19 protein-coding genes are annotated in these 23,481 nt (G+C 62.7%); 9 read left to right on the plus strand and 10 right to left on the minus strand.

The window, feature by feature from the left end; all coding sequences use genetic code 11:
- Positions 1 to 49: 49 nt before the first annotated feature.
- A complete protein-coding gene (locus BFX80_RS02040) occupies positions 50 to 1,396 on the minus strand; it encodes an MATE family efflux transporter (RefSeq protein ID WP_084207852.1) in 1,347 nt (448 codons plus the stop codon).
- Between the two features lie 242 nt (positions 1,397 to 1,638).
- On the opposite strand from BFX80_RS02040, the gene BFX80_RS02045 reads away from it, so the two are divergent.
- Positions 1,639 to 1,980 (plus strand): hypothetical protein, encoded by a 342-nt coding sequence (locus BFX80_RS02045; RefSeq protein WP_205632724.1) that lies wholly within the window; start codon positions 1,639 to 1,641, stop codon positions 1,978 to 1,980.
- Positions 1,981 to 2,137: 157 nt separating this feature from the next.
- On the opposite strand, the gene BFX80_RS02050 is transcribed toward BFX80_RS02045, so the two are convergent.
- The 4 genes from BFX80_RS02050 to BFX80_RS02065 all read right to left on the minus strand — a co-directional run bounded on the left by BFX80_RS02050 (position 2,138) and on the right by BFX80_RS02065 (position 8,400).
- Positions 2,138 to 5,068 carry a sensor domain-containing diguanylate cyclase gene (locus BFX80_RS02050; RefSeq protein ID WP_167592960.1) on the minus strand — a complete coding sequence of 977 codons (2,931 nt, stop codon included), beginning with the start codon at positions 5,066 to 5,068 and terminating at the stop codon, positions 2,138 to 2,140.
- Positions 5,069 to 5,538: 470 nt separating this feature from the next.
- Positions 5,539 to 5,796 carry a YfhL family 4Fe-4S dicluster ferredoxin gene (locus BFX80_RS02055; RefSeq protein ID WP_077378030.1) on the minus strand — a complete coding sequence of 86 codons (258 nt, stop codon included), beginning with the start codon at positions 5,794 to 5,796 and terminating at the stop codon, positions 5,539 to 5,541.
- A 10-nt stretch (positions 5,797 to 5,806) separates the two neighbouring features.
- On the minus strand, positions 5,807 to 6,316 hold the full coding sequence (gene coaD / locus BFX80_RS02060; protein ID WP_077378212.1) for a pantetheine-phosphate adenylyltransferase: 510 nt from the start codon (positions 6,314 to 6,316) through the stop codon (positions 5,807 to 5,809).
- Positions 6,317 to 6,525: 209 nt separating this feature from the next.
- Positions 6,526 to 8,400, minus strand: coding sequence for a beta-ketoacyl synthase (locus tag BFX80_RS02065; protein ID WP_084209585.1), 1,875 nt, complete (start codon positions 8,398 to 8,400; stop codon positions 6,526 to 6,528).
- A gap of 466 nt (positions 8,401 to 8,866) precedes the next feature.
- Here BFX80_RS02065 and trmB point away from each other — a divergent pair, with 466 nt between their 5' ends.
- Positions 8,867 to 9,556 (plus strand): tRNA (guanine(46)-N(7))-methyltransferase TrmB, encoded by a 690-nt coding sequence (gene trmB, locus BFX80_RS02070; protein ID WP_084207854.1) that lies wholly within the window; start codon positions 8,867 to 8,869, stop codon positions 9,554 to 9,556.
- A 6-nt stretch (positions 9,557 to 9,562) separates the two neighbouring features.
- Here trmB and BFX80_RS02075 read toward each other — a convergent pair whose 3' ends face one another.
- Positions 9,563 to 10,489 carry a LysR family transcriptional regulator gene (locus tag BFX80_RS02075; protein WP_084207855.1) on the minus strand — a complete coding sequence of 309 codons (927 nt, stop codon included), beginning with the start codon at positions 10,487 to 10,489 and terminating at the stop codon, positions 9,563 to 9,565.
- A gap of 142 nt (positions 10,490 to 10,631) precedes the next feature.
- Here BFX80_RS02075 and BFX80_RS02080 point away from each other — a divergent pair, with 142 nt between their 5' ends.
- From BFX80_RS02080 to dacB, 3 genes are all read left to right on the plus strand, one after another.
- Positions 10,632 to 11,084, plus strand: a complete 453-nt coding sequence (locus BFX80_RS02080) for a PACE efflux transporter (RefSeq protein WP_077378043.1) — start codon at positions 10,632 to 10,634, stop codon at positions 11,082 to 11,084.
- 4 nt (positions 11,085 to 11,088) lie between these two features.
- Positions 11,089 to 11,418, plus strand: a complete 330-nt coding sequence (locus BFX80_RS02085) for a DMT family transporter (protein ID WP_077378046.1) — start codon at positions 11,089 to 11,091, stop codon at positions 11,416 to 11,418.
- 179 nt (positions 11,419 to 11,597) lie between these two features.
- Positions 11,598 to 13,052 (plus strand): D-alanyl-D-alanine carboxypeptidase/D-alanyl-D-alanine endopeptidase, encoded by a 1,455-nt coding sequence (gene dacB, locus BFX80_RS02090; protein WP_084207856.1) that lies wholly within the window; start codon positions 11,598 to 11,600, stop codon positions 13,050 to 13,052.
- A gap of 316 nt (positions 13,053 to 13,368) precedes the next feature.
- Here the strand turns inward: dacB and BFX80_RS02095 are convergent, their stop codons facing one another.
- Together BFX80_RS02095 and nhaB are read right to left on the minus strand one after the other, a co-directional pair.
- Positions 13,369 to 14,346 (minus strand): MDR family oxidoreductase, encoded by a 978-nt coding sequence (locus BFX80_RS02095; protein WP_077378051.1) that lies wholly within the window; start codon positions 14,344 to 14,346, stop codon positions 13,369 to 13,371.
- A 163-nt stretch (positions 14,347 to 14,509) separates the two neighbouring features.
- A complete protein-coding gene (gene nhaB, locus BFX80_RS02100; protein ID WP_077378054.1) occupies positions 14,510 to 16,042 on the minus strand; it encodes a sodium/proton antiporter NhaB in 1,533 nt (510 codons plus the stop codon).
- Between the two features lie 292 nt (positions 16,043 to 16,334).
- Between nhaB and BFX80_RS02105 the strand changes: the two genes are divergently transcribed.
- The 4 genes from BFX80_RS02105 to BFX80_RS18180 all read left to right on the plus strand — a co-directional run bounded on the left by BFX80_RS02105 (position 16,335) and on the right by BFX80_RS18180 (position 21,845).
- A complete protein-coding gene (locus tag BFX80_RS02105; protein ID WP_077378057.1) occupies positions 16,335 to 16,706 on the plus strand; it encodes a diacylglycerol kinase in 372 nt (123 codons plus the stop codon).
- An 80-nt stretch (positions 16,707 to 16,786) separates the two neighbouring features.
- Positions 16,787 to 19,876 carry a bifunctional [glutamate--ammonia ligase]-adenylyl-L-tyrosine phosphorylase/[glutamate--ammonia-ligase] adenylyltransferase gene (gene glnE, locus BFX80_RS02110; RefSeq protein WP_084207857.1) on the plus strand — a complete coding sequence of 1,030 codons (3,090 nt, stop codon included), beginning with the start codon at positions 16,787 to 16,789 and terminating at the stop codon, positions 19,874 to 19,876.
- Positions 19,877 to 20,024: 148 nt separating this feature from the next.
- On the plus strand, positions 20,025 to 20,795 hold the full coding sequence (locus BFX80_RS02115; protein ID WP_077378065.1) for a hypothetical protein: 771 nt from the start codon (positions 20,025 to 20,027) through the stop codon (positions 20,793 to 20,795).
- Between the two features lie 150 nt (positions 20,796 to 20,945).
- The gene (locus BFX80_RS18180) at positions 20,946 to 21,845 is read left to right on the plus strand and encodes an ion transporter (RefSeq protein ID WP_077378068.1); all 900 of its coding nucleotides are present in this window, start codon (positions 20,946 to 20,948) and stop codon (positions 21,843 to 21,845) included.
- 77 nt (positions 21,846 to 21,922) lie between these two features.
- On the opposite strand, the gene speD is transcribed toward BFX80_RS18180, so the two are convergent.
- On the minus strand, positions 21,923 to 22,717 hold the full coding sequence (gene speD, locus BFX80_RS02125; RefSeq protein WP_077378071.1) for an adenosylmethionine decarboxylase: 795 nt from the start codon (positions 22,715 to 22,717) through the stop codon (positions 21,923 to 21,925).
- A 305-nt stretch (positions 22,718 to 23,022) separates the two neighbouring features.
- Complete coding sequence (locus BFX80_RS02130) at positions 23,023 to 23,448, minus strand: OsmC family protein (protein ID WP_077378074.1); 426 nt, start codon at positions 23,446 to 23,448, stop codon at positions 23,023 to 23,025.
- Between the last annotated feature and the right edge of the window lie 33 nt (positions 23,449 to 23,481).

Raw genomic sequence — 23,481 nt, forward strand, 5'->3', positions numbered from 1 at the left:
GAGCACTTCATCGCTGGATCAACACAGGGCGTGCTCTGCTCGATAGGGTTCAGCGCCAGTGGTGACGGCGATGATGCAGATAGTAGCCGCCGAGCACGACAGAACGAACGCTGGTAAACAGCAGGAACGCCAGCCACAGGCCATGATTTCCGAAGCTCTCGAGCAGGGGCCACAGTCCGATGAATGCCAGCAGGGAGACCACCAGCGTATTGCGCATTTCACGTGTCGCCGTGGCACCGATGAAGATCCCGTCCAGCAGGTAGCTCCATACGGCCACCAACGGCATGGCGACCATCCAGGGCAGATAGGTGATTGCCAGTTGTCGTACCTCGGGCAGGTCCGTAAGCAGGGCGATCATCTGCGGGCCAAGGAGCCATAGCAGCAGGCTTGCGGCGGCGGCAGTGACCAACGAGAAGCGCGTAGCCGCCCTGACGCTGCGAGTGAAGCGCTGCCAGTCTCCCTGTCCCACGGCGCGGCCGACCTCGGATTCAGCAGCCTGCGCGAAACCATCGAGCCCGTAGGACGTGATCATCACGAATTGCAGCAGCACGGCATTGGCCGCCAGAGTCTCGTCCCCGAAGCTGGCTCCCTGGGACGTGAAATAGGCCGTGGCGCCCAATAGACACAGGGTGCGCACGAAGAGGTGCTGATTGACGCGGATCAGTACGCTCCAGGCGGACAGTGATAACAGGGCGGCGCGATCACTGTGACCCGGCATGCGGGAGAGTTGACGTGACACCAGCCACAGGCCGGCCGCCAACCCGCAGTAATCCGCGATCACACTGGCCAGGGCCACGCCATCACTGGTCATCCCCAGGCCTGGGACGAAGGCGAGATCCAGCACGATATTGAGCACATTGGTCAGCACCAGGATACCCAGCGTCACCCGTGAATTCCCCAGGCCCAGAAACCAGCCCAGTATCACGTAATTGATCAGTACGGCGGGTGCCGACCACAGGCGAATGCTGGCGTAGTCATGGGCCAGTGCGCGAGTGGTCTCGCTGGCCTCCATCAAGCCCAGGCCCAGCGAAATGAGCGGCGAGCCGAGCAGCATCAGCAGCATGCCGATGGCCAGTGCCAGCAGAATGCCCTGTCCGAGCAGCGTTCGCAGCCGGTCGTGATCGCCACGGCCATGTGCCTGGGCCGTCATGCCGGTCGTGCCCATGCGCAGGAAGCCGAAGCCCCAATAAAGGAAGCTGAACAGCACCGCGCCCAGCGTGACGGCACCCAGATAGATCGCATCTTCCAGATGCCCGACCACGGCGGTATCCACCAGTCCGAGCAACGGCACCGAGATATTGGAAAGGATGATCGGCCAGGCGAGCTGCCAGAGATGGCGGTCGGTGCGAGCGGCCGATGGAGAAGAGGGGTCGGCTTGTCGTGAAGAATCGGTCATTGGGGATCGTTGCCGTAGTGGGTGATGCTGAATCAGTAAAAGGAGCAGCGCGGGTGACGCGGCGTGAGTCCGTTGGCGTTGACCACAGCATGAGGGTAGAGAGCTGGGCGTATGGCTTTCGGAGCGCTAATCTAGAGAACGTGAGATGGATGACACGGCTTGTCAGACGCTGGTGGTGCTTGCCCCAGTGTATAGACTCATAACAGGGACGCTTGGAGCGTCCATACGCAAGGGACCTGAGCATGAAATCCATGATTTTTCAGTCGGGCATGTGGCTGCGCAACGGAATCGCGGCTGCGGGCATGACACTGATGCTGGCATCTCCCGCCTATGCCATCGAGTTGCCCAGCGAGCAGGGGGATGATACTCCGAGTGCCGGCATGATGGTGGCTGATGCGCTTGTCGGGCGCCCTCTGCTGTTGGCGACGACGGTCGTGGGGGCAGCGCTGTTTGTCGTTTCGGCTCCGTTCGCGGCCATGGGGCAGAATATCGATGAGACTGCTCGTGTGCTGGTGGCTACACCGGCGCAGGCAACCTTCGCGCGCTGCCTTGGCTGCAAGACGACGCGTGTTGACTGGGACTGACTCCCGCTGGGGGGCGACTTGAAGCATCGCCTGTCCAGAGCCATGCAGGAATGTGACAAGACCCCGCACACGACACCGCCGGCCATCATGGCCGGCGGTGTCGTCTTTGAGGTCAGCGGAAAGAGGCTGAACTCGAGCGCTGCAATATCACGAGGCCTCATCTGGGAGAGGACGTGACTCGACGGTCTTCGGTGGGGGGCAGATTGTTGAAGCACAGAACGCGTTGACGGCCCGAGCGCTTGGCCTGATAGAGCGCGTTGTCGGCCATGCTGAACAACGTGTCGGTCGACTGACTGTCGTGGGGAGCATTGGCGACGCCGGCGGAGAAGCTCAGCCCTGTCAGCTGTCCCAGGGTGTCATGCTCGAAACTTTCTTCCCGGAAGGCTTCAAGGATGGCTTCGACGCGTGCGCGTGTCACGGCAGCGCTGGCCCCCGGCATCAGAATGACGAACTCTTCCCCACCATAACGGCAGGCTTCATCCGAGCTGCGCAGCGACTCGCGGATGATGCTGGCGAGGCGAGACAGAACCTGGTCCCCCATCTCATGACCGTAGGTATCGTTGACCTGTTTGAAGTTGTCCAGATCCAGAACTACCAGTGAAAGGGGGTTGCCGATGCTGGCTTCTGCCAGTTTCTGTGGCAGCACTTCATCCAGATGCCGGCGATTGTAGAGTCGAGTGAGGGTGTCCCGACGTGCCTCATGGGCCAGCCCCTGTTTCAGTTGCAGGTCAGCCAGCGCCAGCATGATCAATTGACAGACGTCCTCTGCCAGCGGGCGGAGGTGCTCCTGACTCTCGCTGTCAGAGGGGATCTGCAGCGTGAAGTTACCGATCACCGTATCCCCGACGCTCAGTGAGTGATTGAGTACGCAGACTTCCGTGGGAGCCGTCCCCCACTGGATATGTGTCTTCTGCTGGTGATCCGCCGGATCTGCCAGTTGCAGCGTGCCCTCGCAGCCGGCGAACAGGCTGGGCAGGCGCACATTGAGCTGGGTGACGATCTCGTCCAGTCGTGAGCAGGTCAACAGGCGTTCCGAAAGATGATGGATCTGGGTGCGGCTTTCCGAGAGGCGCGACAGCTTGAGATTGGCGATCTGGAGGTCTCGTTGCGCGCGTTTGCGATCCGTGATGTCGTGCACGATCGAAAACAGCAGGGTGCGGCCATTGAGGTCAACCGGGCCTGTGAAGATCTCGACGTCACGCAGTTCGCCGTTGGCCAGCTGATGGCTGGCTTCAAAGTGGTTGTCAGTACGGTTGACCACCGAACGGATGCGCTTCGAGAGCGTCTGGCTTGCCAGCACGTTGATGCGTCCCAGGGGCATGCCACACATCTCACCGATGCTGTAGCCGTAGAAATCGGCGGCGACCGGGTTGGCATCGATGATTTCAGCCAGTTCCGGGTCGATCAGCAGCTTGATGGCGTTGCCGGTACTGAAGACTTCCTGATAGAGCGTCGCGTTCTCCTCCAGCAATTCGATGGCGCGGCGACGGTCCTCGATGTTGTTGACCAGTACCAGGGTGCGATCCTCGCCTTCAAGCGGAGTAAGGGTGACTTCCGCCCAGAACAGATGCCCGCGCGCGGTCTGCATGTGGTATTCGTCCTGGAAGTTGCCGCCCTCGCGCTGGAGTTGCCCCCAGGCACGCTTCAGGCGACTGACTTCCTCGAGGGAGAACAGCCCCCAGAGGGACTGCTGGAAGAGCTCGGCTTCACCTCTGCCCAGCAGGTTGTGCATGGCGGAGTTGGCATCGACGATGGTGCCGCTGCAATCTGCCACGATGATGCCCACGGGGGCCGAATGGTAGATGGAGCGCAGCCGTGCCCGACTGGTGATCAGGCGTTGCTGCTGTTCCTTGATCCAGTCGATATCGCTGTGAGTGCCGATCATGCGCAATGGTCGACCGTCCGGTGAGCGTTCGACGACTCTTCCCTGATCCAGAATCCACTTCCATTCGCCGCTGCGGGTCAGCATGCGATGCTCGTTGCGGTACTCGACGCTGTGCCCCTCGAAGTGTTGCTTGAGGTCTTCCAGCGTCCGCTGCATGTCGTCAGGGTGTATGCGCGATTTCCATTCGTCGAAGCTGCTGCCGATGTCCTCTTCTTCATAGCCCAGCGTGGCTTTCCACTGCGGAGAGTAGAAGACCTGATCGCTGTCCTGCTTCCAGTCCCAGACACCGGCGCCTGAACCTTCCAGCGCGAACTGCCAGCGCTGTTCCGCTTCTGCCAGCGCACTGCTCATGTCCTTGAGTCGCTGGTAGGGGTAGACCAGGCGTGAGGAATAGATGGCGTGGTAGAGCATGCCGTAGGCGGCCACCTTGTACAGGTGCCCCAGGAGATTGAAGACGTCGTGGGCAGTGGCATACAGGGTGAAGCAGAGCTCCGAGAGGCCAGTGGCAAGCGCGGCGACGGCCAGCCAGCTGATGTTGGTGCCCTCGGGCAGACGTCGGGAGCTGAGCAGCAGGATCGCGGCGATCAGGGATCCGATCGCCAGTACCCATTCGTAACCGATCTTCCACGCCGTCAGGCCGCTTCCGGGGATGAAGGTCGCGGGGAGGTAGTCAAGATGATAGAGCCCTACCCAGCTGACCAGCAGGCCAATGACAAGCGTCAAGACGAACGCCAGTGGCAGCCGGCGGCGCGTCATCGGGCGTGAGGTGATCAGGCAGGGTGCCAGCAGCGCCACGACGAAGGCCGTCCGCCCCGCCAGCCAGAAGTGGATGGCTTTCTGTACCGACGCCTCACTGACGAAGTTCGGCATGCCGTCATAGCTGAAGATATGAATCAGGTCGAAGAAGGCCGAGAGCAGAAAGGCACAGCCCATCACCACGAAGCTGACGGGGACCGTGCTGCGATGGCCCTGGAAGATGGAGATGGCCGCCATCGAGGCGACCAGTACCGCACCGATCTCAAGCAGTGAATGCGGGATGAGGTATTGCGCGACTGACGTGAAGATATCGGGGCGTGGCAGCAGGATCAGCAGCACCATCAAGACCAGCATTCCGGCCAGACCGACCAATCCCGAGGCGGGAAGTGGAGTATGGGCTTTGAAGGCTGGCATTTTCAGGGCTGACGGCAGTTGGCGTGATGACATGTGCATTCCGTGCGCGTGAAGGGCGATCGGTGACTGTATCCCTACAGGATAGAATACTTCTGTTACTGTGTACTAACAGAAATTAACCGATAGTCGCGCTATCCACCATCATATTCTTTATCGCTGATGAAAGTGCGAGGCGCCTGCCTCCCGGGGAGTCGCGCAAGGCGAGCCGTCCTGCACGGTGTCAGCGGCTGACCGCTGGCATTGAGACTCGTGCGGTCATCGCACATCGCGAAGCACGCAGGATGGAAGAGGTTGAAAAGCCAGTGAAGAGAGAAGAGAGAAGGGAGAAAACAATAGAAGAGAGACGAGCAAGCGGGAGGAGAAAGGAGAGGCGACAGGACAGGAGGGAGAGGAATGCTGCCAAGGAGGGAATCAGGACATGGCTTCTACCGGCGTTGCAGGAGTGCCAGGCCACCACGAGCGCCTGACCGGGGCAGGCGCTCGTGGTGGCGGGCAGGTGCAGGTCAGTTGCCCAGCGCTGCCGTGATGATCTGGTACTTCTCCATCAACTCTTCCTGGCTTTCCTTGTTGGCCGGGTCGAGCGGGATGCAGTCAACCGGGCAGACCTGCTGGCATTGCGGCTCATCGAAGTGGCCGACGCACTCGGTGCACAGGTCCGGGTCGATGACATAGATCTCTTCACCCGGCGAGATGGCGCCATTGGGACATTCCGGCTCGCAGACGTCGCAGTTGATGCACTCATCAGTGATGATCAGGGCCATGGTGGTGTCCTCAGCTTGTGGCGGTGTCGGCGCCGGGCGGATTGAAGTGGCTGGCAAGAGCCTCGGCCACTATCGGGTGCACCAGACGCGACACATCACCCCCGTGTCGCGAGATTTCGCGCACGATGGTCGATGAAATATAGGAGTTCTGCAGTTCCGGGGTCAGGAACAGGCTGTCGACGTGCGGCGCCTGTGCCCGGTTCATGTTGGCCAGTTGCAGCTCGTACTCGAAGTCGGATACCGCGCGCAGGCCGCGCAGAATGATACGCGCATTCTGCTGTTCCAGCAGCTCCGTCAGCAGACAACTGAAGCCGATGACCTCGACATTGTCGAGATGCGAGAGAATCTGTCGGGCAAGCTCGATGCGCAGTTCCAGTGGAAGGGCGGGTTGCTTGCTCGGGCTGTAGGCTACCGCGACGATGACCTTGTCGAACAGGCGAGCACCACGCTCGATCAGGTCGGTATGGCCATTGGTGATCGGATCGAAGGTGCCGGGGTAGACGGCAATGTTCTTGGGCATGACGAACTCGTGCTCTATCAGCGGGCCATCGCGGACGGCCTTGCTGCAATGGACGACGAAGGGTGAGAAGCCTGTGCTCTGGTCTTGGTGCAAGACGCCTGCGGGCAACGAGCGAAAGCTGGTGGCCAGTCCGAGTGTAGAACCCCCAGCCTTGCTGTGGCCAGCAGGCTGGGGGAGCGCTCTTCACGGCAGTCGCTCACGAGGTGTCGCTAGAGTGACCCGAAGGGGTTGTCGACCTTGAGAGAGACGGCTTTCGCGTATCCCGGAATGCGGATCTCGCGATCAGTGATCTCAAGCTCCGGCCCTTCCAGCACACCCTCGCCGAAGCGGTAGGTCGGCGTGAATTCACCGCGCTGCGCCTTGTCCAGATAGTCCGCCCGACGCTGCTCACAGAGGCCGCTGCGCTCACGCCAGGCCGCCAGGGCGTCGTCACCATGTCGCGCTGTCAGCAGCTTCAGCGTGACATCGGCCGACAGCACCACGCCGCTGGCGTTGTTGCCACCGAATCCCTTGGCATTGATGAAGGCGACATCGGCCGAGAATTCGCGAGCTTCGCGTCGGATGTCGAGATGGCTGTGATGCACGTCTTCGGCGATGGCATCCAGCGTCGGAATGCCCGGCAGAATGCCGGTGGTCATGCTGCCGAGTGCCGAGACCGTCTGATCACCCGCCGCGCTGCCCTGGCTGTGGCCGACGAAGGTCTTCACCGCCACGACAGGCCATGCTTCGATACCGTTGGCCCGCGCCACTTCGTTGAGCACATGGGATTCGGTCGTGCGGTTCTTCGGTGTGGAGGTGGCGTGTGCATGCACGAAACTGCGCTGGCGTACGCCTTCATCGCCGACGATGTCTCGCGCCAGCGCCACCGCCTTGCTCAGCGTGATGTAATTGCCGACGCCCGGTGCCGAGATGGACCGCTTCCAGCCATCCGCATTGACGAAGACATCCGGGACACTGCCCAGGATGCGAGCGCCGGTCTCCAGCGCCAGCTCGTCCGCCATCAGAATCACGAACTGGGTCGCTTCGGCGATGGTGAAACCGCAGTTGCGCGCAAAGGGACGGCAGGCTTTCTGGTAATCGCTGTCAGTGAGGACTTCCAGCGCATCGAGGGCCTTGAGGCTCTCGTCATCGGCCAGCGCTCCCATGCTGCGGAACCCTTCAATGACTTCCGGCGTGATGGGCGCATCCGCCGTGCCTACCATCACCACGCGACGGCGTCCGCTGCGGATGTCATTCAGGCCCAGCTTCAGGTTGTAGAGGAAACTGGCGCAGGCACCCATCGCGGCACCGGCTCCCCCGACATTGCCAAGCACATAGGCATTCAGGAAGTCGGCCGGCATCTGGGCATAGCCCAGCGGCATCTGCTTGGAGGTGGCGCGCTCGCCGGCCACGAAGGACTTCATCAGTCCGCCCCAGCCTTCAGTGTCCATCTGGCCGATCGAGTTGCCGGCATAGACGGCAATGTCGTCGGGGTCGAGGCTGTCGCGCAGCGAGTCCCAGTCAAGTCCGCTGTCGCCGAGGCAATCGCTGGCGCCGAAGATCGTCATCGACAGGCCGCGAGGGTGATGCACGCTGCGGTAGAGCTGCTCCGGCGCGAAGCCGCTGGGCAGCTGACCGGCGGCGCGGACCAGTGCCCTGCGGTTGTCCGGCAGCAGGACATCGAATTCGCCTGCCGGTACCGTGACTTCGACGCGACGATTGTCCAGCTCGCGGATCTGCCACGCGGCGGGTGGCTGCTCCGGCAGCTGGCGGCTGCGCAGGGTGAAGCTCAGGTCCTCGGTCAACGTCAGGCGTGACTGGCGGTTGGCGGGAATCCCGGCGTCATTGAAGCGTTCGTCTTCGATGCGACGAATCAGGGAATGTGCCAGTACCTGCTCTTCCAGACGAGCCGCGAGTGCCTGTGGCTCGGCGGGCTGGCCTTCGGCATCGAACCACTGACCCTGCTCGTCGCAGCGGGCGAGATTCATGAGCGATGCAAGGCCCAGCAGGGTCTCCTGGCGGTCCGTCTCCGACAGAGTCTCGAGCACCGTGCGCCGGAAGGCTTGATGACCCGAAGTCCTGCCGGCGGCGTTGACTCCGCCCATGCCGACGATCACCGGTAAGTGTGACAAGCCGCTTTCCTCGTGAAAAATGCTGTGAGTCGTTGGTCTGGGCGACGCCTCTGCGGGCATTCGTCCAAATGATGCCGCGATGATAACACCCCCTCAATACAGGCGTCATGCACCCTGCTCTCAGGCTGCGGCGCTAGCGAGGACTCGCTGCGAACACTGTGCGATATCCTGCGTTGCAGGGTAGGCCATTCCACCGAGGTCCTGGGTCACGAAAAAAGATCAATCGTTTGTTTGATTATGGACGTGACGGATGAGATGCTTCAGGGGCTGTTTGAGTCGCTAGAGTTGGTGTAGGCGCGTGCCGAGAGGCATGCGCCTTTTTTTGTGCATTGCCTGCCGGCGCTTGCCGCCAGACCGAGCGGGGCGCGGCGGATTCCCGAAAGAGGAATCTGCTAGAATTCCCTCGTCCATTTTCTGCTCGCCTGCCACCGGAATTCCGATGTACGCCAACTCCCGTCAGATCGACTCTCCCCAGACCGGCCCCCACGAGGACATCGAGCGGCGCGTACGCCGTGCGATGGCAAATCCGCTTCGCAAGCCAGTCGCGGAGCACACGCGTGAGGCGTTTGAACAGGCGCAACGCTGGCTGGCGGAACAGGACAAGCCCTTGTGGCTGGACAGCGGCTGTGGCGTCGGGCGCTCGACCCGCCTGCTGGCACTGGCCCATCCGGATCATGCGGTGATCGGGGTCGATCGCAGCGAGGACCGCCTCACTCGCAAGCACGGCGAGCTTCCGGACAACGCGTTGCTGGTACGTGCTGATCTCGTTGATTTCTGGCGTCTCGCACTGGCGGCAGGCTGGGCGCCGGCTCATCACACCCTGCTGTATCCCAATCCCTATCCCAAGGCGCGTCACCTCAAGATGCGCTGGCAAGGCCATCCGGTATTTCCGATCATCATGGCATTGGGCGGTCGGCTCGAGTTGCGCACCAACTGGCAGATCTACGCACTGGAATTCGCTCAGGCCATCGGTCATGCCACCGGTGTCGAGGTGACGGCAGAGGCCTTTGTCCCGCACGGCGATTATCTGACCCACTTCGAGCGCAAGTATCATGAGTCCGGTCAGGCGCTGTGGCGCCTTGAATGCCAGCTCGAGCACACGCCTGAGCGTTACCCCCTGCAGGTGTGAGGCGTGTCATGCCGGCGGCAGGTTCTGGTTGGCGATGGCGGCGTGACTGTCACGGAAGGTGTCGCGCAGTGATTGGCGCAGCCAGCTGGCGGCAGGGCCGCGGGGGCTGTCACGTCGCGAGATCAATTCGATATCGATATCGGCGGTGGCGCCCAGTGCACTCAGGTCCAGTATCGCCAGCCGCTTCTGGAAGGGCGGGTAATGGGCGATGTGGCGTGGCACCTGTGCCCAGCCCAGGCCACGTGTCGTCAGTTCCGCCATGGCATAGAAGCTGTTGAGCTGCCAGAAACGCTGTGAACGAGGAGCTTCCTGGCCGGGGCCCAGCTGCTGACGCTGACCGATCATCAATTGACGGTGATCCGCCAGATCGCTGTGGGTCGGGCTCTCGAGCTGTGCCAGGGGATGGTCGCGGGCGACGATCAGCACCTGCTCCAGTCGTCCCAGAGCCTCCCGCTCCAGTGCCATGGCGCAGAGCGGCTGGCAGAACAGGATGCCGAGGTTGGCCTCGTGCTGCTCCACCCAGCGCGCCACTTCATCCTGAGCCCCATTGAGCAGATTCAGTGTCAGTGTCGGATACTGCACCGCCATCTTTTCCAGTACTTCCATCACGGGTGGCATCTCCACCAGCGCTTCATCGATCGCCAAAGTCAGGCTGGCTTCCAGGCCCTCGCTGAGGGTGCGTGCACGGGCCTCCAGGCGTTGGCATTGCACCAGTACGCTATTGGCTTCGTGCAGCAGTGCCTTGCCTGCAGGTGTCAGGATGGGGGTACGCGGGGTGCGATCGAACAGTTCGCAGCCCAGGTCCATCTCCAGATTGGCGATGGCGGTGCTGACGGCGGACTGCGCACGGCCCAGACGACGTGCCGCGGCAGAGAAAGACCCCGTTTCCGCCACGCAACGCAGCGTCGTCAGCTGTTCCAGTGTCCAGTTCATTGCCTTGCCTCTTGCCTCGATCCATCTGAATACTAGATGGATACTAACTTTCATCCATCTCCATGACCTCTAGAATGCCTGACATATCCACCTCGCACAGCCGCACGGCATCATGTGCGAAGTCTGAGCAGGAGTCTCGGTGATGCGTTCCAACAAAGAGCGATTGGCACAAGCTGGGTTGCTGGAGCTGGGCGGCATTCTGATCGTGGCCCCGCTGTCCGCCATGTTGACGGGGCATGATCTGGCGAGCATGGGGAGCCTGGCCGTGGTGATGTCCACGCTGGCCGTGATCTGGAGTACGGTCTGGAACTGGATGTTCGACCGCTGGGTACCGACTCGCCAGCGCAATATGCTTCAGCGCATCACCCAGGCACTCGGCTTCGAGCTGGGGCTGGTGCTGGTGACGGTCTTCCTCGTCGCGGCCTGGCTGGAGATCGGGCTATGGCAGGCACTGTTGCTGGACCTTGGTTTCGTGGCCTTCTTCCTTGTCTGGGCCATGATCTTCAATCCACTGTTCGACGCGGTCATGACCCGCCTGCTGGCACGCAAGGCTGCCCGTGAGCGGAAGCACCCGTCACCACATTCCATGAGGTGAGTCGATGAGTTATGTCTTTCTGGCGCTGGCAATACTGGCAGAGGTCATCGCGACCAGTGCGCTCAAGGCCTCCGAGTCCTTTTCGCGACTCGGCCCCAGCCTGATCGTGGTGGTGGGGTACGGCATCGCCTTCTATCTTCTGACGCTGGTGCTGCGGGACCTGCCGCTGGGCGTCACCTATGCGGTGTGGTCTGGACTGGGGATCGTGCTGGTCACCCTGTTCGGCGCGGTGGTCTATCGCGAGATGCCGGACCTGCCGGCGATCCTGGGTCTGGCGATGATCGTGGGGGGAGTTGCCGTCCTGCATCTGTTTTCCAGCGCCACTCCTCATTAAGCTAGAGGCATCACGGCGCCAATCCGGCTGTGACATGGATGCTCACCGACGACGTCACTGGATGCCTCATGCCTCTACTTCGCACTGCACCAACCTCTGCGCGACCTGCGTTGCTGCCCACGTTGCTCTCTTCACTGCTTCGCCCGTTCAAGGCAGCGGCACACCCCGCGGTGTCGGGAATGCCGCTGCGCTTCACGCGCTCGCTGCGCGGACTGGCCATCGCCGCCGGCGCTACCCTGGTGGCGACCGGGCCGGCGCAGGCAGCCGGGTTCGACAACCTCACTCGCCTGGCTGACAAGGGCTTCATCGTCAGTGCCCAGGCTCGCATGCTGGACACCGGCGAGACGCTGGCCTCGGTCGATCCCGGCCTGCAATTGACGCCCGCATCGTTGTCCAAGCTCTATATCGCTGGCGCGGCGCTGGACCGTTTCGGGCCGCAGTATCGCTTCTCCACACGTCTGCGCAGCACGGGCTCGATCAATGACGGCGTGTTGACCGGCGATCTGGTGCTCGAGGGCAGTGGTGACCCGGCATTGACCAGTGAAGAACTGTGGCGCCTGACCGAAGAGCTGCGCTTCAGAGGCATCCGGCGCATCGAGGGACGCCTGCTGGTCAGTCAGTGGCGTTTCGGGCCGGTGCCATGCATCAGTACCGATCGCTGCAATGCCTCGCGTCGCTCGAGCAACGCCTATGATGCGCTGCTGTCGTCAGCGGCCAGCAACTATGCCAGCTGGTGCGTGAAGGTGATGCCGGGGGCGGGCAGTCAGGCGCCGGCGCGACTTGCCAGCTGTGACACGACCCAGCCCACCGAGATCTTCGACAATCAGGTCACCACCGTCGCGGCCGGCGGAAAGAATGCCCTCAATGCGCGGCGTACCACCAGCAACGGGCGCGATACGTTGGTCGTCAGTGGCACCATCGCCGCCGACAGCCAGCCGCGCAGCATCTACCGTGCCGTGTCCAATCCGGCGCTGTATACCGGCGAGCTGATGCGCGACATGCTGGCGCGTGCCGGCATCGCGGTCACGGGCGGCGTGGACACCACCACCACGGCGCCGCCTTCCAGTGCGGTACAGCTGGGGAGTGTCGAGGGCAAGCCGATGCAGGAGCTGTTGACGCGGATGCTCAACTACTCCAACAACTTCATGGCCGACCAGCTGACATTGGCACTGGTCGGTGGCAGTCAGGCCACGCTGCGTCAGGGAGGCGCCAAGCTTGAGACCTTCGCCAGCGCGATCCCGGGTCACGGCCCGCTGACGCTGTATTCAGGCAGTGGTCTGACCTCGCAGAACCGTACCAGCGTCAATGGTCTGATCGCGTTGCTCGACAGCATGTACCACCGTCCGGCCCTGTTCCCCACTTTCGTTGCTGGGCTTCAGGCACCGGCCAATGGTCCGATGCGCTTCATTCGGCGCGGCAGCGAGACCTTCCGCAATCACGTGATGGTCAAGACGGGAACGCTCAACAATCCTGTGCCGGTGCGCGCAATCTCGGGCTACTTCCGCACCCAGACAGGCCGCTGGGGAGCCTTTGCCGTGATGGTCAACGGGCGTGCCGCCGTGCCGTATCTTTCCTGGCCGCAGGTGCTGGATCCGGTCGCGGAGGACCTGACCGCGATGATCGAGCGCAATTGATCCATCGGCCGTGACTGCATGACACGAAAGCCCCCGCCAGCTGGCGGGGGCTTTCGTCTTCATGGCCTGTGTGACAGGCACAAAAAACCCCGCCCGAAGGCGGGGTGATCCTCCACACGCCCGGCATGGCTGAGGGGAGGGCACTCGGGACGCTCGACAGGGCGTAACGAGATGCCTAGAGCATAGCGTCGTGAGGCCGCCTTGGCTAACCTCAAACAGCGTATTGCACCGCAACAATCAATGACTTGGCGCAATTTTCGAGGCAATGACGCATTTTTTCCGTGATCGGCTGCGATTCGTGGTGCGCGCCGGCATGTCAGCGGGCGGGATCCAGCAGTACGCGGCCACTGATGTTGCCGTCGATCATGGCCTCGGCACGTGCCGCGATGTCATCCAGTCCCACCGTCTCCAGCTGCATCCGCGCGTGCAGCTCGCTGGAGACCTCGGCCAGGCGTTGCCACACCTGCTGGCGACGCTCGGCATTGATCATCACGCTGTCGACGCCAAGCAATGAGACGCCGCGCAGGATGAATGGCATCACGCTGGTGGGCAGGTCGGCGCCCGCCGCGAGTCCCACGGCCGCCACCTTGCCATCGTAATGCATCTGCGCCAGCAGGTTGGCCAGTACCTGGCCACCGGCGGTATCCACGGCACCGGCCCAGCGGCTCTTCTCCAGCGGACGGCCCTTCTCCTCGAAATCGCTGCGCAGATGGACCTCGCTCGCACCCAGTGACTCGAGCCACTCACGCTGCTCGGCCTTGCCGCTGACCGCGTGGACCTCGAAGCCCTGCTCGGCCAGCATCTGCACTGCCCAGCTGCCGACCCCGCCAGTGGCACCGGTGACGATCACCGGGCCTTGCTGGGGCGTCAGGCCGGCCTCTTCGAGACGCATCACGCACAGCATGGCAGTCAGGCCCGCCGTGCCGAAGGCCATGGCCTGTTCGGCGCTCAGGTTCGCGGGGCGCTTGACCAGCCACTCGGGCTTGACGCGCATGCGCTCGGCCAGTCCGCCCCAATGACGCTCGCCCACGCCCCAGCCGGTCAGGATGACCTCGTCGCCTGGCTGGAAGTCCGGCGAATCGGAGGCCTCGACACGTCCCGCGAAATCGATGCCCGGCACGAAGGGCAGCTCGCGCACGATCTTGCCACGGCCGGTGATGGCCAGCGCATCCTTGTAATTGAGGCCGGAACGCTCGATGGCCACCGTGACAGGCAGGTCGGGTAGCTGATCATCGGAGAGTTCGACGACTCGGGCGCGTGGGGTCTCGTCGTGCAGCATCAGTGCGCGGGACATGGCAGTCTCCTCGTGATTGGCGTTGGTGTTGGCGCTCTTCCTGCGTGAAGGTGTCAGGGCGTCTGGCGTGAGACGCTCGGTCTCACAGTGCCTGCAAGCGACGCCGCGGGGAAGTCCCGAGACCTCGACATTGGGATGAGACTGACGCAACCGGGGCCGCTGATCAGATGAAGCTGCGCACGGTGGCCAGGCCGACCAGGGTCATCAGCACGGTATAGGGCAGCGCCATCCATACCATGCGCCCGTAGGACAGCCGGACCAGCGGGGCGATGGCCGAGGTGAGCAGGAACAGGAACGCCGCCTGACCATTGGGGGTCGCCACGCTTGGCAGGTTGGTGCCGGTGTTGACCGCCACCGCCAGCGCATGGAAATGCTCACGACTGATGTTGCCCGCCAGGTACTCGTTCTTTACCTGAGTGATGTATACCGTCGCCACGAAGACATTGTCCGAGATGGCGGACAGCAGTCCGTTGGCGAGGAACAGCGCCCCCGCCTGGTCCTCCATCGGCAGACTGAGCACCCATTGGATGAAGGGCTGGAACAGATGCTGCTCGTGGATGACGGCGACGATGGTGAAGAACACCACCAGCAGTGACGTGAAGGGCAGCGCTTCCTGGAAGGCGCGTCCGATCTGATGCTCATCGGTGATGCCGTTGCCGGCGGTCAACAGGATGATCACCGCCAGCCCGATCAGCCCGACCTCGGCCAGATGCAGCGCCAGTGACAGGACCAGCAGGATGGCCACCACCCCCTGCACGATCAACGCTGCGCGCTCGCGCGGGGTGCGGCGCGCATCCTGGTGGCGATCATAGTCCTCGAGAATCCGGCGGACGCTGGCAGGCAGGCGTTGGCCATAGCCGAACCAGCGGCCGCGTTCCAGCAGCACGCACAGCGCAAGTCCGGCGAAGAAGGTGGGAAGGGTGACGGGGGCCATCTGCAGGAAGAAGGACAGGAAATCCCACTCGGCGGCCTTGGCGATCACCAGATTCTGCGGCTCGCCGATCATGGTGCTGACGCCCCCCAGCGCGGTACCGACGGCACCATGCATCAACAGCGAGCGCAGGAAACCACGGAAGTCCTCGAGATCTTCGCTATGGATCGCCTCGACACTGATGTCGTTGGCGTGATCATGCTGGGTATCGAAATTCTTGCCTGACGCCACCTTGTGATAGACGGAGTAGAAGCCCACCGCGATACCGATGATCACCGCGGTCACGGTCAAGGCATCCAGGAAGGCGGACAGCAGGGCGCTGGCCAGACAGAACATCAGCGACAGCCAGGTCTTGGAGCGCACGCCGAGAATGATCTTGGTGAAGGTATAGAGCAGCAACGGCTTCATGAAGTAGATGCCTGCCACCATGAACATCAACAGCAGGATCACCGGCAGATTGCGCTCCATCTCCTGCATGATGGCATCCGGGGAGGCCATGCCGATGGCGACGGCCTCGATCGCCAGCAGGCCGCCGGGTTGCAGCGGGTAGCACTTGAGCGCCATGGCCAGCGTGAAGATGAACTCGCCCAGCAACAGCCAGCCGACGATCACCCCACCCTGAGGGCCGCTGAACCACAGCAGCAGCGGATTGGTGATCAGGAACAGGCACATCAACTGCTTGTACCAGCGCGGCGATTGGCCGAGGAAGTTGCGCGCCAGTCCGTGACCGAGTGTCTGGCGTGTGTCGTGAGATGAGGAAGGCATGGGCAGTTCCCGGGCGTTGACTTGTTGTTGTTGGATGACAGTATCGGCAATGCCGCAACATCGCGGGCTTTGCTATCATCGCCGCCGTCATCGAGCGCCTGGCGGTATTAGAGCATGCTCGGTGATGAGGTCTCGGGTAGCCTTTGGTCGTGAAAACCGCGCAGCTAGCGCTGCGAGGTCGCCAGCCGGTGTGCTGGCAGCTCTCCCCGAGACGTGTTTTTGGTAAACGTCATCGTCCGATTGAAAGATCGGCCTCTGCAGCCACCGTGCTGCGTCTGCACGAGACCCGAAGATGAAATCACGGCATACCGGCCTGACCCACCTCAAGCACTCCGCGCGTTACTCTCTCAAGGGGCTCAAGGCGGCCTGGCGCAATGAAGAAGCCTTCCGGCAGGAATTGATCCTGTGCGCGCTACTCTTGCCGTTCGCCTGGTGGATCGGGGAATCGCACATCGAGTGGCTGCTGCTGGTCGGCTCCATCCTGATCGTGTTGATGGTCGAGCTGCTCAATTCCGCGGTGGAGTGCGCGATCGATCGCATCGGCCCGGAGTTTCATGAACTGTCCGGGCGCGCCAAGGACATGGGCTCGGCAGCGGTGATGCTCGGTCTGATCTTCGCGGGCCTGACCTGGGGCACGCTGCTCTACGACAAGCTGTTCGGATAGGGCATATCGCCTGTGGGGCATGGCCGTGTCATGTCCCCTCTGCCTCCGTTATGCTGAAGGTCGGATCGAAGGAGACGACCATGCCCGACAACGCCCCCGCCTCATCACCCCACTCTTCCCGCCCGTCAGCGGATCTCCCGCTGCCGGCAGACTTCCTGCCGCTGGAGTCGCTGCTCGGCCAGCAATCCGAGCACAGTCGCCAGACACTGGAGGAGGCTGCCGGCGCCGCACGGGAGCGTCTGAACGAGAGCCTGATGCAGGCCCGGAGCCTCAGCGAGATGCGCGGCGATGCCAGCTCGCCCGTGGCGACGTTTCTGGCGCTGGGGGCGCAGCAACGTCTCGAGCTCGCCCGTCTGGTCACGCTGTCGGACTTCGCTCTCGATACCCTGTGCCGTCGCCCTGAGCTTCTGGCCGAACTGATCGAGAGCGGCGAGCTTGAACGCGCCTTGCCGCCACGGGAATTGAGCGTACGGCTGACGGAGGGGCTGTCGGCCGCCGAGGATGAAAAGGCGATGCAGCAGGTGCTGCGGCGTTTCCGCCAGCTGCGCATGCTGGGCATCATCTGGCGTGATCTCAATGGCACGGGCATGTGGGACACGGCGGGCGCGGTCTCGCGACTGGCCGAGGTCTCGCTTGAAGGTGCGCTGGGGTGGCTGGAGGCCTTTCTTGAACCGCGCTATGGCCGCCCGGCAGCGGATCGCTTCGGAGAGCCGCAGCGGTTGGTGGTGCTCGGCATGGGCAAGCTGGGGGCCGGAGAGCTCAACCTGTCCTCCGATATCGACTTGATCTTCGCCTTCCCCGACAAGGGCGAGACGACGGGCGGGCGCAAGTCGCTGGATCACCAGGAATATTTCACGCGGCTGGGCCAGAAGTTGATCGCGGCGCTGGATGCGATGACCGCCGATGGCTTCGTGTTCCGCGTCGACATGCGCCTGCGGCCGCTGGGGGACGGCGGCCCACTGGTGGGCAGCTTCTCGATGCTGGCCAGCTACTACCAGGATCAGGGGCGTGAATGGGAGCGCTACGCGATGCTCAAGGCGCGTCCAGTGGCCGGCAGCATCACCGCGGGCGAGCGACTGATCGCGCATCTGCGACCCTTCGTCTACCGCAAGTATCTGGACTTCGGCGCCATCGAATCCCTGCGCGAGATGAAGGGGATGATCAATCGCGAGGTCAAGCGCCGCGGGCTCTCTGACAACATCAAGCTGGGGTCCGGTGGCATTCGCGAAGTGGAATTCGTCGCCCAGGCCTTCCAGTTGATCCGCGGTGGCCGCGAGTCGGAACTGCAGGCCACCTCACTCAAGACAGCCTTCGCGCGACTGCCCGAGCTTGGCCTGCTGCCACAGGCGGTCGTGGATGAGCTGGTGCCGGATTACGTCTTCCTGCGTGATCTTGAGCATGCCCTGCAGGCGCAGGCCGACCGCCAGACCCAGACATTGCCGCTGGACCCGCTGGGGCGCGAGCGTCTCGCGCTGGCGATGCAGCTGCCGGACTGGGAGGCGCTCACCGAGCGACTCGAAGAGGTGCGCGCTCGCATCCGGCTGCACTTCGACAACGTGATCGCCGCGCCGGAAGACGAGGAAACCGAACCGCCCGAAGGGCAGCAGGCACTCGATGAGTGGCGTGCCCTGTGGCGTGATGAGCTGACGGTGGAAGAGGGTCGGGAGCTGCTCGCCGAAAGCGGATTCGAGGCGCCCGACGAGAGTCTGCGGCGCCTGAACAGCCTGCGTCGCTCACGGGCAGTGCAGGGGATGCAGCGCATCGGTTTTGATCGTCTGGATGCCTTGATGCCCTCACTGCTGCAGGCGCTGGGCTCGGCGGCGGGCGATCCGGAAAAGCCCGGCGAGCATGATGCCAGTCGCGTGCTGGAGCGTGTGCTGCCGCTGATCGAGGCCGTGTTGCGTCGCACGGCCTACCTGGCGCTGCTGCGCGAGAATCCTGATGCACTGACGCAGTTGATGCGCCTGTGTGCGGCGAGCCCCTGGATTGCCGAGCAGCTGGCGCGCTATCCGGTGCTGCTGGACGAGCTGCTGCACCCGCACAATCTCTACTCGCCCGCCGACAAGGTGCGTCTGGCCGATGAGCTGCGCATCGCGCTGTCACGCATCCCCGAAGATGATGAAGAGGCGTTGCTCGAGGCGCTGCGCGTCTTCCGGCACGCCCAGGTGCTGCACGTCGCGGCCTCCGACATCGCGGGGGCGCGCCCGCTGATGAAGGTGAGCGATTATCTGACCTTCATCGCCGAGGTGATCCTCGAGCAGGTGCTGGCGATGGCCTGGAAGACCCTGACCCGCAAGCACGGCTTTCCGCTGGGGCGGGATGGCCAGCCGATCACCGGGGACAGTCTGAGCGGCTGCTTCGTGATCGTCGGCTACGGCAAGCTGGGGGGCATCGAGCTGGGCTATGGCTCGGATCTGGATCTGGTCTTCCTGCACGATGCCGCCAGCAAGGGCCAGACGGATGGCCCGCGCCCCCTCGACAACCCGCTGTTCTTCACCCGGCTGGGTCAGCGCATCATTCATCTGCTGACCGCGGTGACTCCGGCCGGTGCCCTCTACGAAGTCGACATGCGCCTGCGGCCTTCCGGCAACTCCGGACTGCTGGTCTCGAGCCTGGCTTCCTTCCGTGATTACCAGCTTTCCCAGGCCTGGACCTGGGAGCATCAGGCGCTGGTGCGGGCACGTGCCGTGGCGGGGGATCCGGCGCTGGCGCTGGCGTTTGAGCAGACACGTCGGGAGGTGCTGGGGCAGGCCCGAGAGACCGATGCCCTGGGCAAGGAAGTCGTCGCCATGCGCCACAAGATGCGGGATCACCTGGGGAGTTCCGCCAAGGACCGGGATGCAGGCCAGTTCCACCTCAAGCAGGATGCGGGAGGCATCGTCGATATCGAGTTTCTGGCCCAGTACTGCGTGTTGTCGATGAGTCATCAGGAGCCGGAGCTTCTGAGATGGAGTGACAACATGCGACTGCTCGAGACGCTGGAGGCCTGTGGGCGCCTGCCGGGTGAACAGGCCAGTGAACTGCGCGAGGCCTATCTGGCCTATCGCAATACCAGCCACCGCCTCGCGCTGGAAAAGCGTGGCAGCCTCATCAATCTCGAACAGGTGCCGCTCATCGCCATGCACCGCGAGCGTGTCATCGCCATCTGGCAATCCTTGCTGGGGGAGTGATCTTGACTCAGACATTTCGTGTCCGGCTCAGGCATTCCCTGTCCCGATGACTCGCGCGGCGTGATTAAACGCCATATCAATGCTCGCAATCCCCTGTCGCCATCCCCAAGAAAGGGTGCATCAGACAACGTTGACAGGGGAGGTCAGCATGATGGAGTGGATCGCGAATCACTCGAAAACCATCTCGGCGATTGCCAGTATCGGCTCGTTCTTCATCTGGCTGGTCTACGCACAGCTGCTGTATCACAACTTCCGTCGCCAGCGGCGCCCGCGCGTGCTGATCAATCGCGGCAAGTCCAAGGGGATCGACAGCCTGTGCATCGTCAGCAACATGAGTGCCGAATCGATCTTCATCGAGCACATCATCGCCCGGCTAGATACCAGTCATGGCAGCCTGCTGATGGATGTCACCGAGTTCGAACGCAGCTATCAGGAAGGTGACGAGCAAAGTGACAATCAGCAGGACGGCGACAGCGAACAGTCCGCGAAGGAGGCTTCCAGCAGCAGTGAATGGCGTATCTCCGATACCACGCGCCAGGGGCCGCTGGGCTCGGGCGACTTCCTGCATATCGGGACGTTCTCTGAAGTCATCGAGCGCATGGCGCGCCGCAATGGCATCTCGCTCGACGGTCACTGGCCCAGCAATGAGCAGCTGAAATTCCAGCGCCTGACGCTGAGCATCATCGGCATCTATGGCAGTGAAGACCACCCGATCGGCGTCGAGCGTGCCTTCCGTCTGCACGATGCCAATGGAGAATGTGCGCTGGTACCGGAGCGCTGGGATTCCAATCGCCTGTCATCACGCCGCCAGCGTCACAAGTTGCGCAAGCTTCTGAATCGCATCAGTGGGGAAGACATCAGCGAGCAGTCTACCTTCCAGCCCCCGAGTGACGACGAGTCGCGCGACAAGACGTCATGAGCGCGGGCGCATGAGGCTAACGCATGAATCACCGGACGCATGAATCACCGGGCGCATGAATCATCGCAAGCACGACAGCGGTGTCTTCACACTGTCAGGGCGTCGAGGATGGGGTAGGCTTTCCTGGGCCCCATTTACGGAGATCCTCGGATGCAGGAACGCGTCACGCCCTTTCAGCTGTTCATTCTGGTGCTGTCACTGTATGTCATCGGTGCGATGGTCGTGGATCTGATCTTCGAACTGTCGCCTCCGGTCCAGCGACTGCTGCAGTACATGGACTACGTGGTCTGCCTGTTCTTCTTCGTCGATTTCTGCAAGCGGTTCGCCAGTGCGAAGAGCAAGCGCGAGTACATGAAGTGGGGCTGGATCGACCTGCTGGCCTGTATTCCGGCAGGCCTCTTCCAGGGGGCGAGGCTGTTTCGCGTGGTGCAGATACTGCGAGTGCTGCGCGCCATCAAGTCGATGGAGATGATCTGGAAGCTGCTGTTCCGCAATCGCGCCGAGGGGGTGTTCGCCTCTGCGGCCACTGCCACGGTGCTGCTGGTGGTCTTCGGCGCACTCACCATGCTGATGGTGGAGACTCCCAACCCCGACAGCCCCATCAACACTGCCGAGGAGGCGCTGTGGTGGGCCGTCGTGACGGTGACCACCGTCGGCTATGGGGACTATTATCCCATCACCACCCTGGGGCGGGTCGTGGCCGTGCTGTTGATGGTGGGAGGCGTGGGGCTGTTCGGGAGCTTCGCGGCCTACATCAGTTCGATCTTCATCGAGGATGACAGTGAGCAGGAGGCGCGCGCGGCGCGTGCCCAGCGCGACATGACCCGCGCGCTCTATCACCAGATCAGCGAGCTGACGACCGAGGTGCGTGAATTGCGCACCCGGCTCGATGAAGTGGCGGTGATGCAGGGGGAGTCGCTGGCGGAGCGCGAACAGCGCCGTGAGGCGCTCCAGCGTGAGGTCAATGACGAGATGGCTCGGCGTCTGGACGAGGCCGGCACCACTGCGCCGCAACGCAAGACGGACCCCGGGCCTGACGGAAAGCGTTGAGTCGTGGTCGGGCCAGAAAAAAGCCCCTGACACCCAAAGGTGTCAGGGGCTTTTGCATGCCTCGAGGCGTGCCCGGCTCAGTCGAAGTTGCGCGAGTAGAAGATCTCGAGCATTTCGCGACGCAGACGGCTTTCGATGTTGGTGGCTTCCTCGAAGGTCAGCTCGCGACGCGAGGTGCCGAAAAGGTAGTTGTCCAGCTCGAAGTCCTTGAGCAGCATCTTGGTGTGGAACATGTTTTCCTGATACACGTTCACATCGACCATCTGGTAGGCACACTTGGTGTCTTCCGCCAGGTAATCCTGGATCGAGGTGATGTCGTGATCGATGAACAGCTTCTTGCCATCCACGTCGCGGGTGAAGCCGCGCACGCGGTAATCCATGGTCACGATGTCGGAGTCGAAACTGTGGATCAGATAGTTCAGCGCCTTCAGCGGGCTGATCATGCCACAGGTCGAGACATCGATATCCAGACGGAAGGTGCTGATGCCGTTGTCCGGGTGGGACTCAGGGTAGGTGTGCACCGTGACGTGTGACTTGTCCAGATGGCCGACGACCGTCTCGGGCAGCGGGCCCGGGCCCGGCTCCGTCTGGGCGGGGTCCGTCTCTTCCAGCTCATGCTCGGCGATCAGGATGGTCACGCTGGCACCATGCGGCTCGTAGTCCTGACGTGCGATGTTCAGCACGTGGGCACCGATGATGTTGGTGACATCCTTGAGTATCTGGGTCAGGCGCTCGGCGTTGTAGAGTTCATCGATATAATCGATATACGCCGTACGCTGTTCTTCGGTCTGCGCGTAGCAGATGTCGTAGATATTGAAGCTCAACGAACTGGTGAGGTTGTTGAACCCGTGAAGGCGGAGTTGATCGCTCACGTCCAGGCCTCCTTGAGATGGGAGGGTGGTATGACATCCGATGCCTCTATCACGCCCGTGTGGCGTTGCCATCCAGGGGTGAACATCGGGCCGAAGAAGGTGTCCTGCGGCGCTCGTTTCGTGGCCGATGGCCGAGGAGCGACCGGGAAGACAACCGGTTTGAGGGGCGTATTATGCACAGGCAGGGCTGACACGCCAGCGTCAATTCCCGTCGAGCGTCGCTCGCTGGCGTGAGTCCCCCCTCTGCCACCCGCCGTCAGATCGCTCATGGCGGCGGGTGGCAGAGGGGGAGTGCCGGGAGATGATCAGGCGGCGCTGTCGATGACTTCGTAGGAGTGCGTGATCTCGACGCCACCGGCGCTGAGCATCAATGACGCGCTGCAGTACTTTTCGGCGGACAGCTCCACGGCGCGTTTTACCTGTGCTTCCTTGAGGTTGTAGCCCGTGACCACGAAGTTGACGTGAATGCTGGTGAAGACGCTGGGCACGCCATCGGCGCGCTCGGCCGTGAGGTCTGCGCGGCAGTCCGTGACCTGCTGGCGGGCCTTCTCGAGAATCTGGATGACGTCAAAGCTGGTGCAGCCGCCCAGCCCCATCAGCAGCATCTCCATCGGGCGCGGGCCGGTGTTGCGTCCGCCATTTTCCGGATTGCCATCCATGACGACGCTGTGGCCGCTGCCGGATTCCGCGAGGAACTGGCGACCATCGGTCCACTTGATGCTGGTGTTCATTGCCATGACGAATTCTCTCCCTTCGGTGAATCA

The organism is Cobetia marina, assembly GCF_001720485.1.
Classification (GTDB): domain Bacteria; phylum Pseudomonadota; class Gammaproteobacteria; order Pseudomonadales; family Halomonadaceae; genus Cobetia; species Cobetia marina.

Coding starts and splice junctions, on each gene's coding strand:
- BFX80_RS02040 (WP_084207852.1), bottom strand. CDS start 1,396: ATGACCGATTCTTCACGACAAGCCGACCCCTCTTCTCCATCGGCCGCT.
- BFX80_RS02045 (WP_205632724.1), top strand. CDS start 1,639: ATGAAATCCATGATTTTTCAGTCGGGCATGTGGCTGCGCAACGGAATC.
- BFX80_RS02050 (WP_167592960.1), bottom strand. CDS start 5,068: ATGTCATCACGCCAACTGCCGTCAGCCCTGAAAATGCCAGCCTTCAAA.
- BFX80_RS02055 (WP_077378030.1), bottom strand. CDS start 5,796: ATGGCCCTGATCATCACTGATGAGTGCATCAACTGCGACGTCTGCGAG.
- coaD (WP_077378212.1), bottom strand. CDS start 6,316: ATGCCCAAGAACATTGCCGTCTACCCCGGCACCTTCGATCCGATCACC.
- BFX80_RS02065 (WP_084209585.1), bottom strand. CDS start 8,400: ATGGGCGGAGTCAACGCCGCCGGCAGGACTTCGGGTCATCAAGCCTTC.
- trmB (WP_084207854.1), top strand. CDS start 8,867: ATGTACGCCAACTCCCGTCAGATCGACTCTCCCCAGACCGGCCCCCAC.
- BFX80_RS02075 (WP_084207855.1), bottom strand. CDS start 10,489: ATGAACTGGACACTGGAACAGCTGACGACGCTGCGTTGCGTGGCGGAA.
- BFX80_RS02080 (WP_077378043.1), top strand. CDS start 10,632: ATGCGTTCCAACAAAGAGCGATTGGCACAAGCTGGGTTGCTGGAGCTG.
- BFX80_RS02085 (WP_077378046.1), top strand. CDS start 11,089: ATGAGTTATGTCTTTCTGGCGCTGGCAATACTGGCAGAGGTCATCGCG.
- dacB (WP_084207856.1), top strand. CDS start 11,598: ATGCCGCTGCGCTTCACGCGCTCGCTGCGCGGACTGGCCATCGCCGCC.
- BFX80_RS02095 (WP_077378051.1), bottom strand. CDS start 14,346: ATGTCCCGCGCACTGATGCTGCACGACGAGACCCCACGCGCCCGAGTC.
- nhaB (WP_077378054.1), bottom strand. CDS start 16,042: ATGCCTTCCTCATCTCACGACACACGCCAGACACTCGGTCACGGACTG.
- BFX80_RS02105 (WP_077378057.1), top strand. CDS start 16,335: ATGAAATCACGGCATACCGGCCTGACCCACCTCAAGCACTCCGCGCGT.
- glnE (WP_084207857.1), top strand. CDS start 16,787: ATGCCCGACAACGCCCCCGCCTCATCACCCCACTCTTCCCGCCCGTCA.
- BFX80_RS02115 (WP_077378065.1), top strand. CDS start 20,025: ATGATGGAGTGGATCGCGAATCACTCGAAAACCATCTCGGCGATTGCC.
- BFX80_RS18180 (WP_077378068.1), top strand. CDS start 20,946: ATGCAGGAACGCGTCACGCCCTTTCAGCTGTTCATTCTGGTGCTGTCA.
- BFX80_RS02130 (WP_077378074.1), bottom strand. CDS start 23,448: ATGAACACCAGCATCAAGTGGACCGATGGTCGCCAGTTCCTCGCGGAA.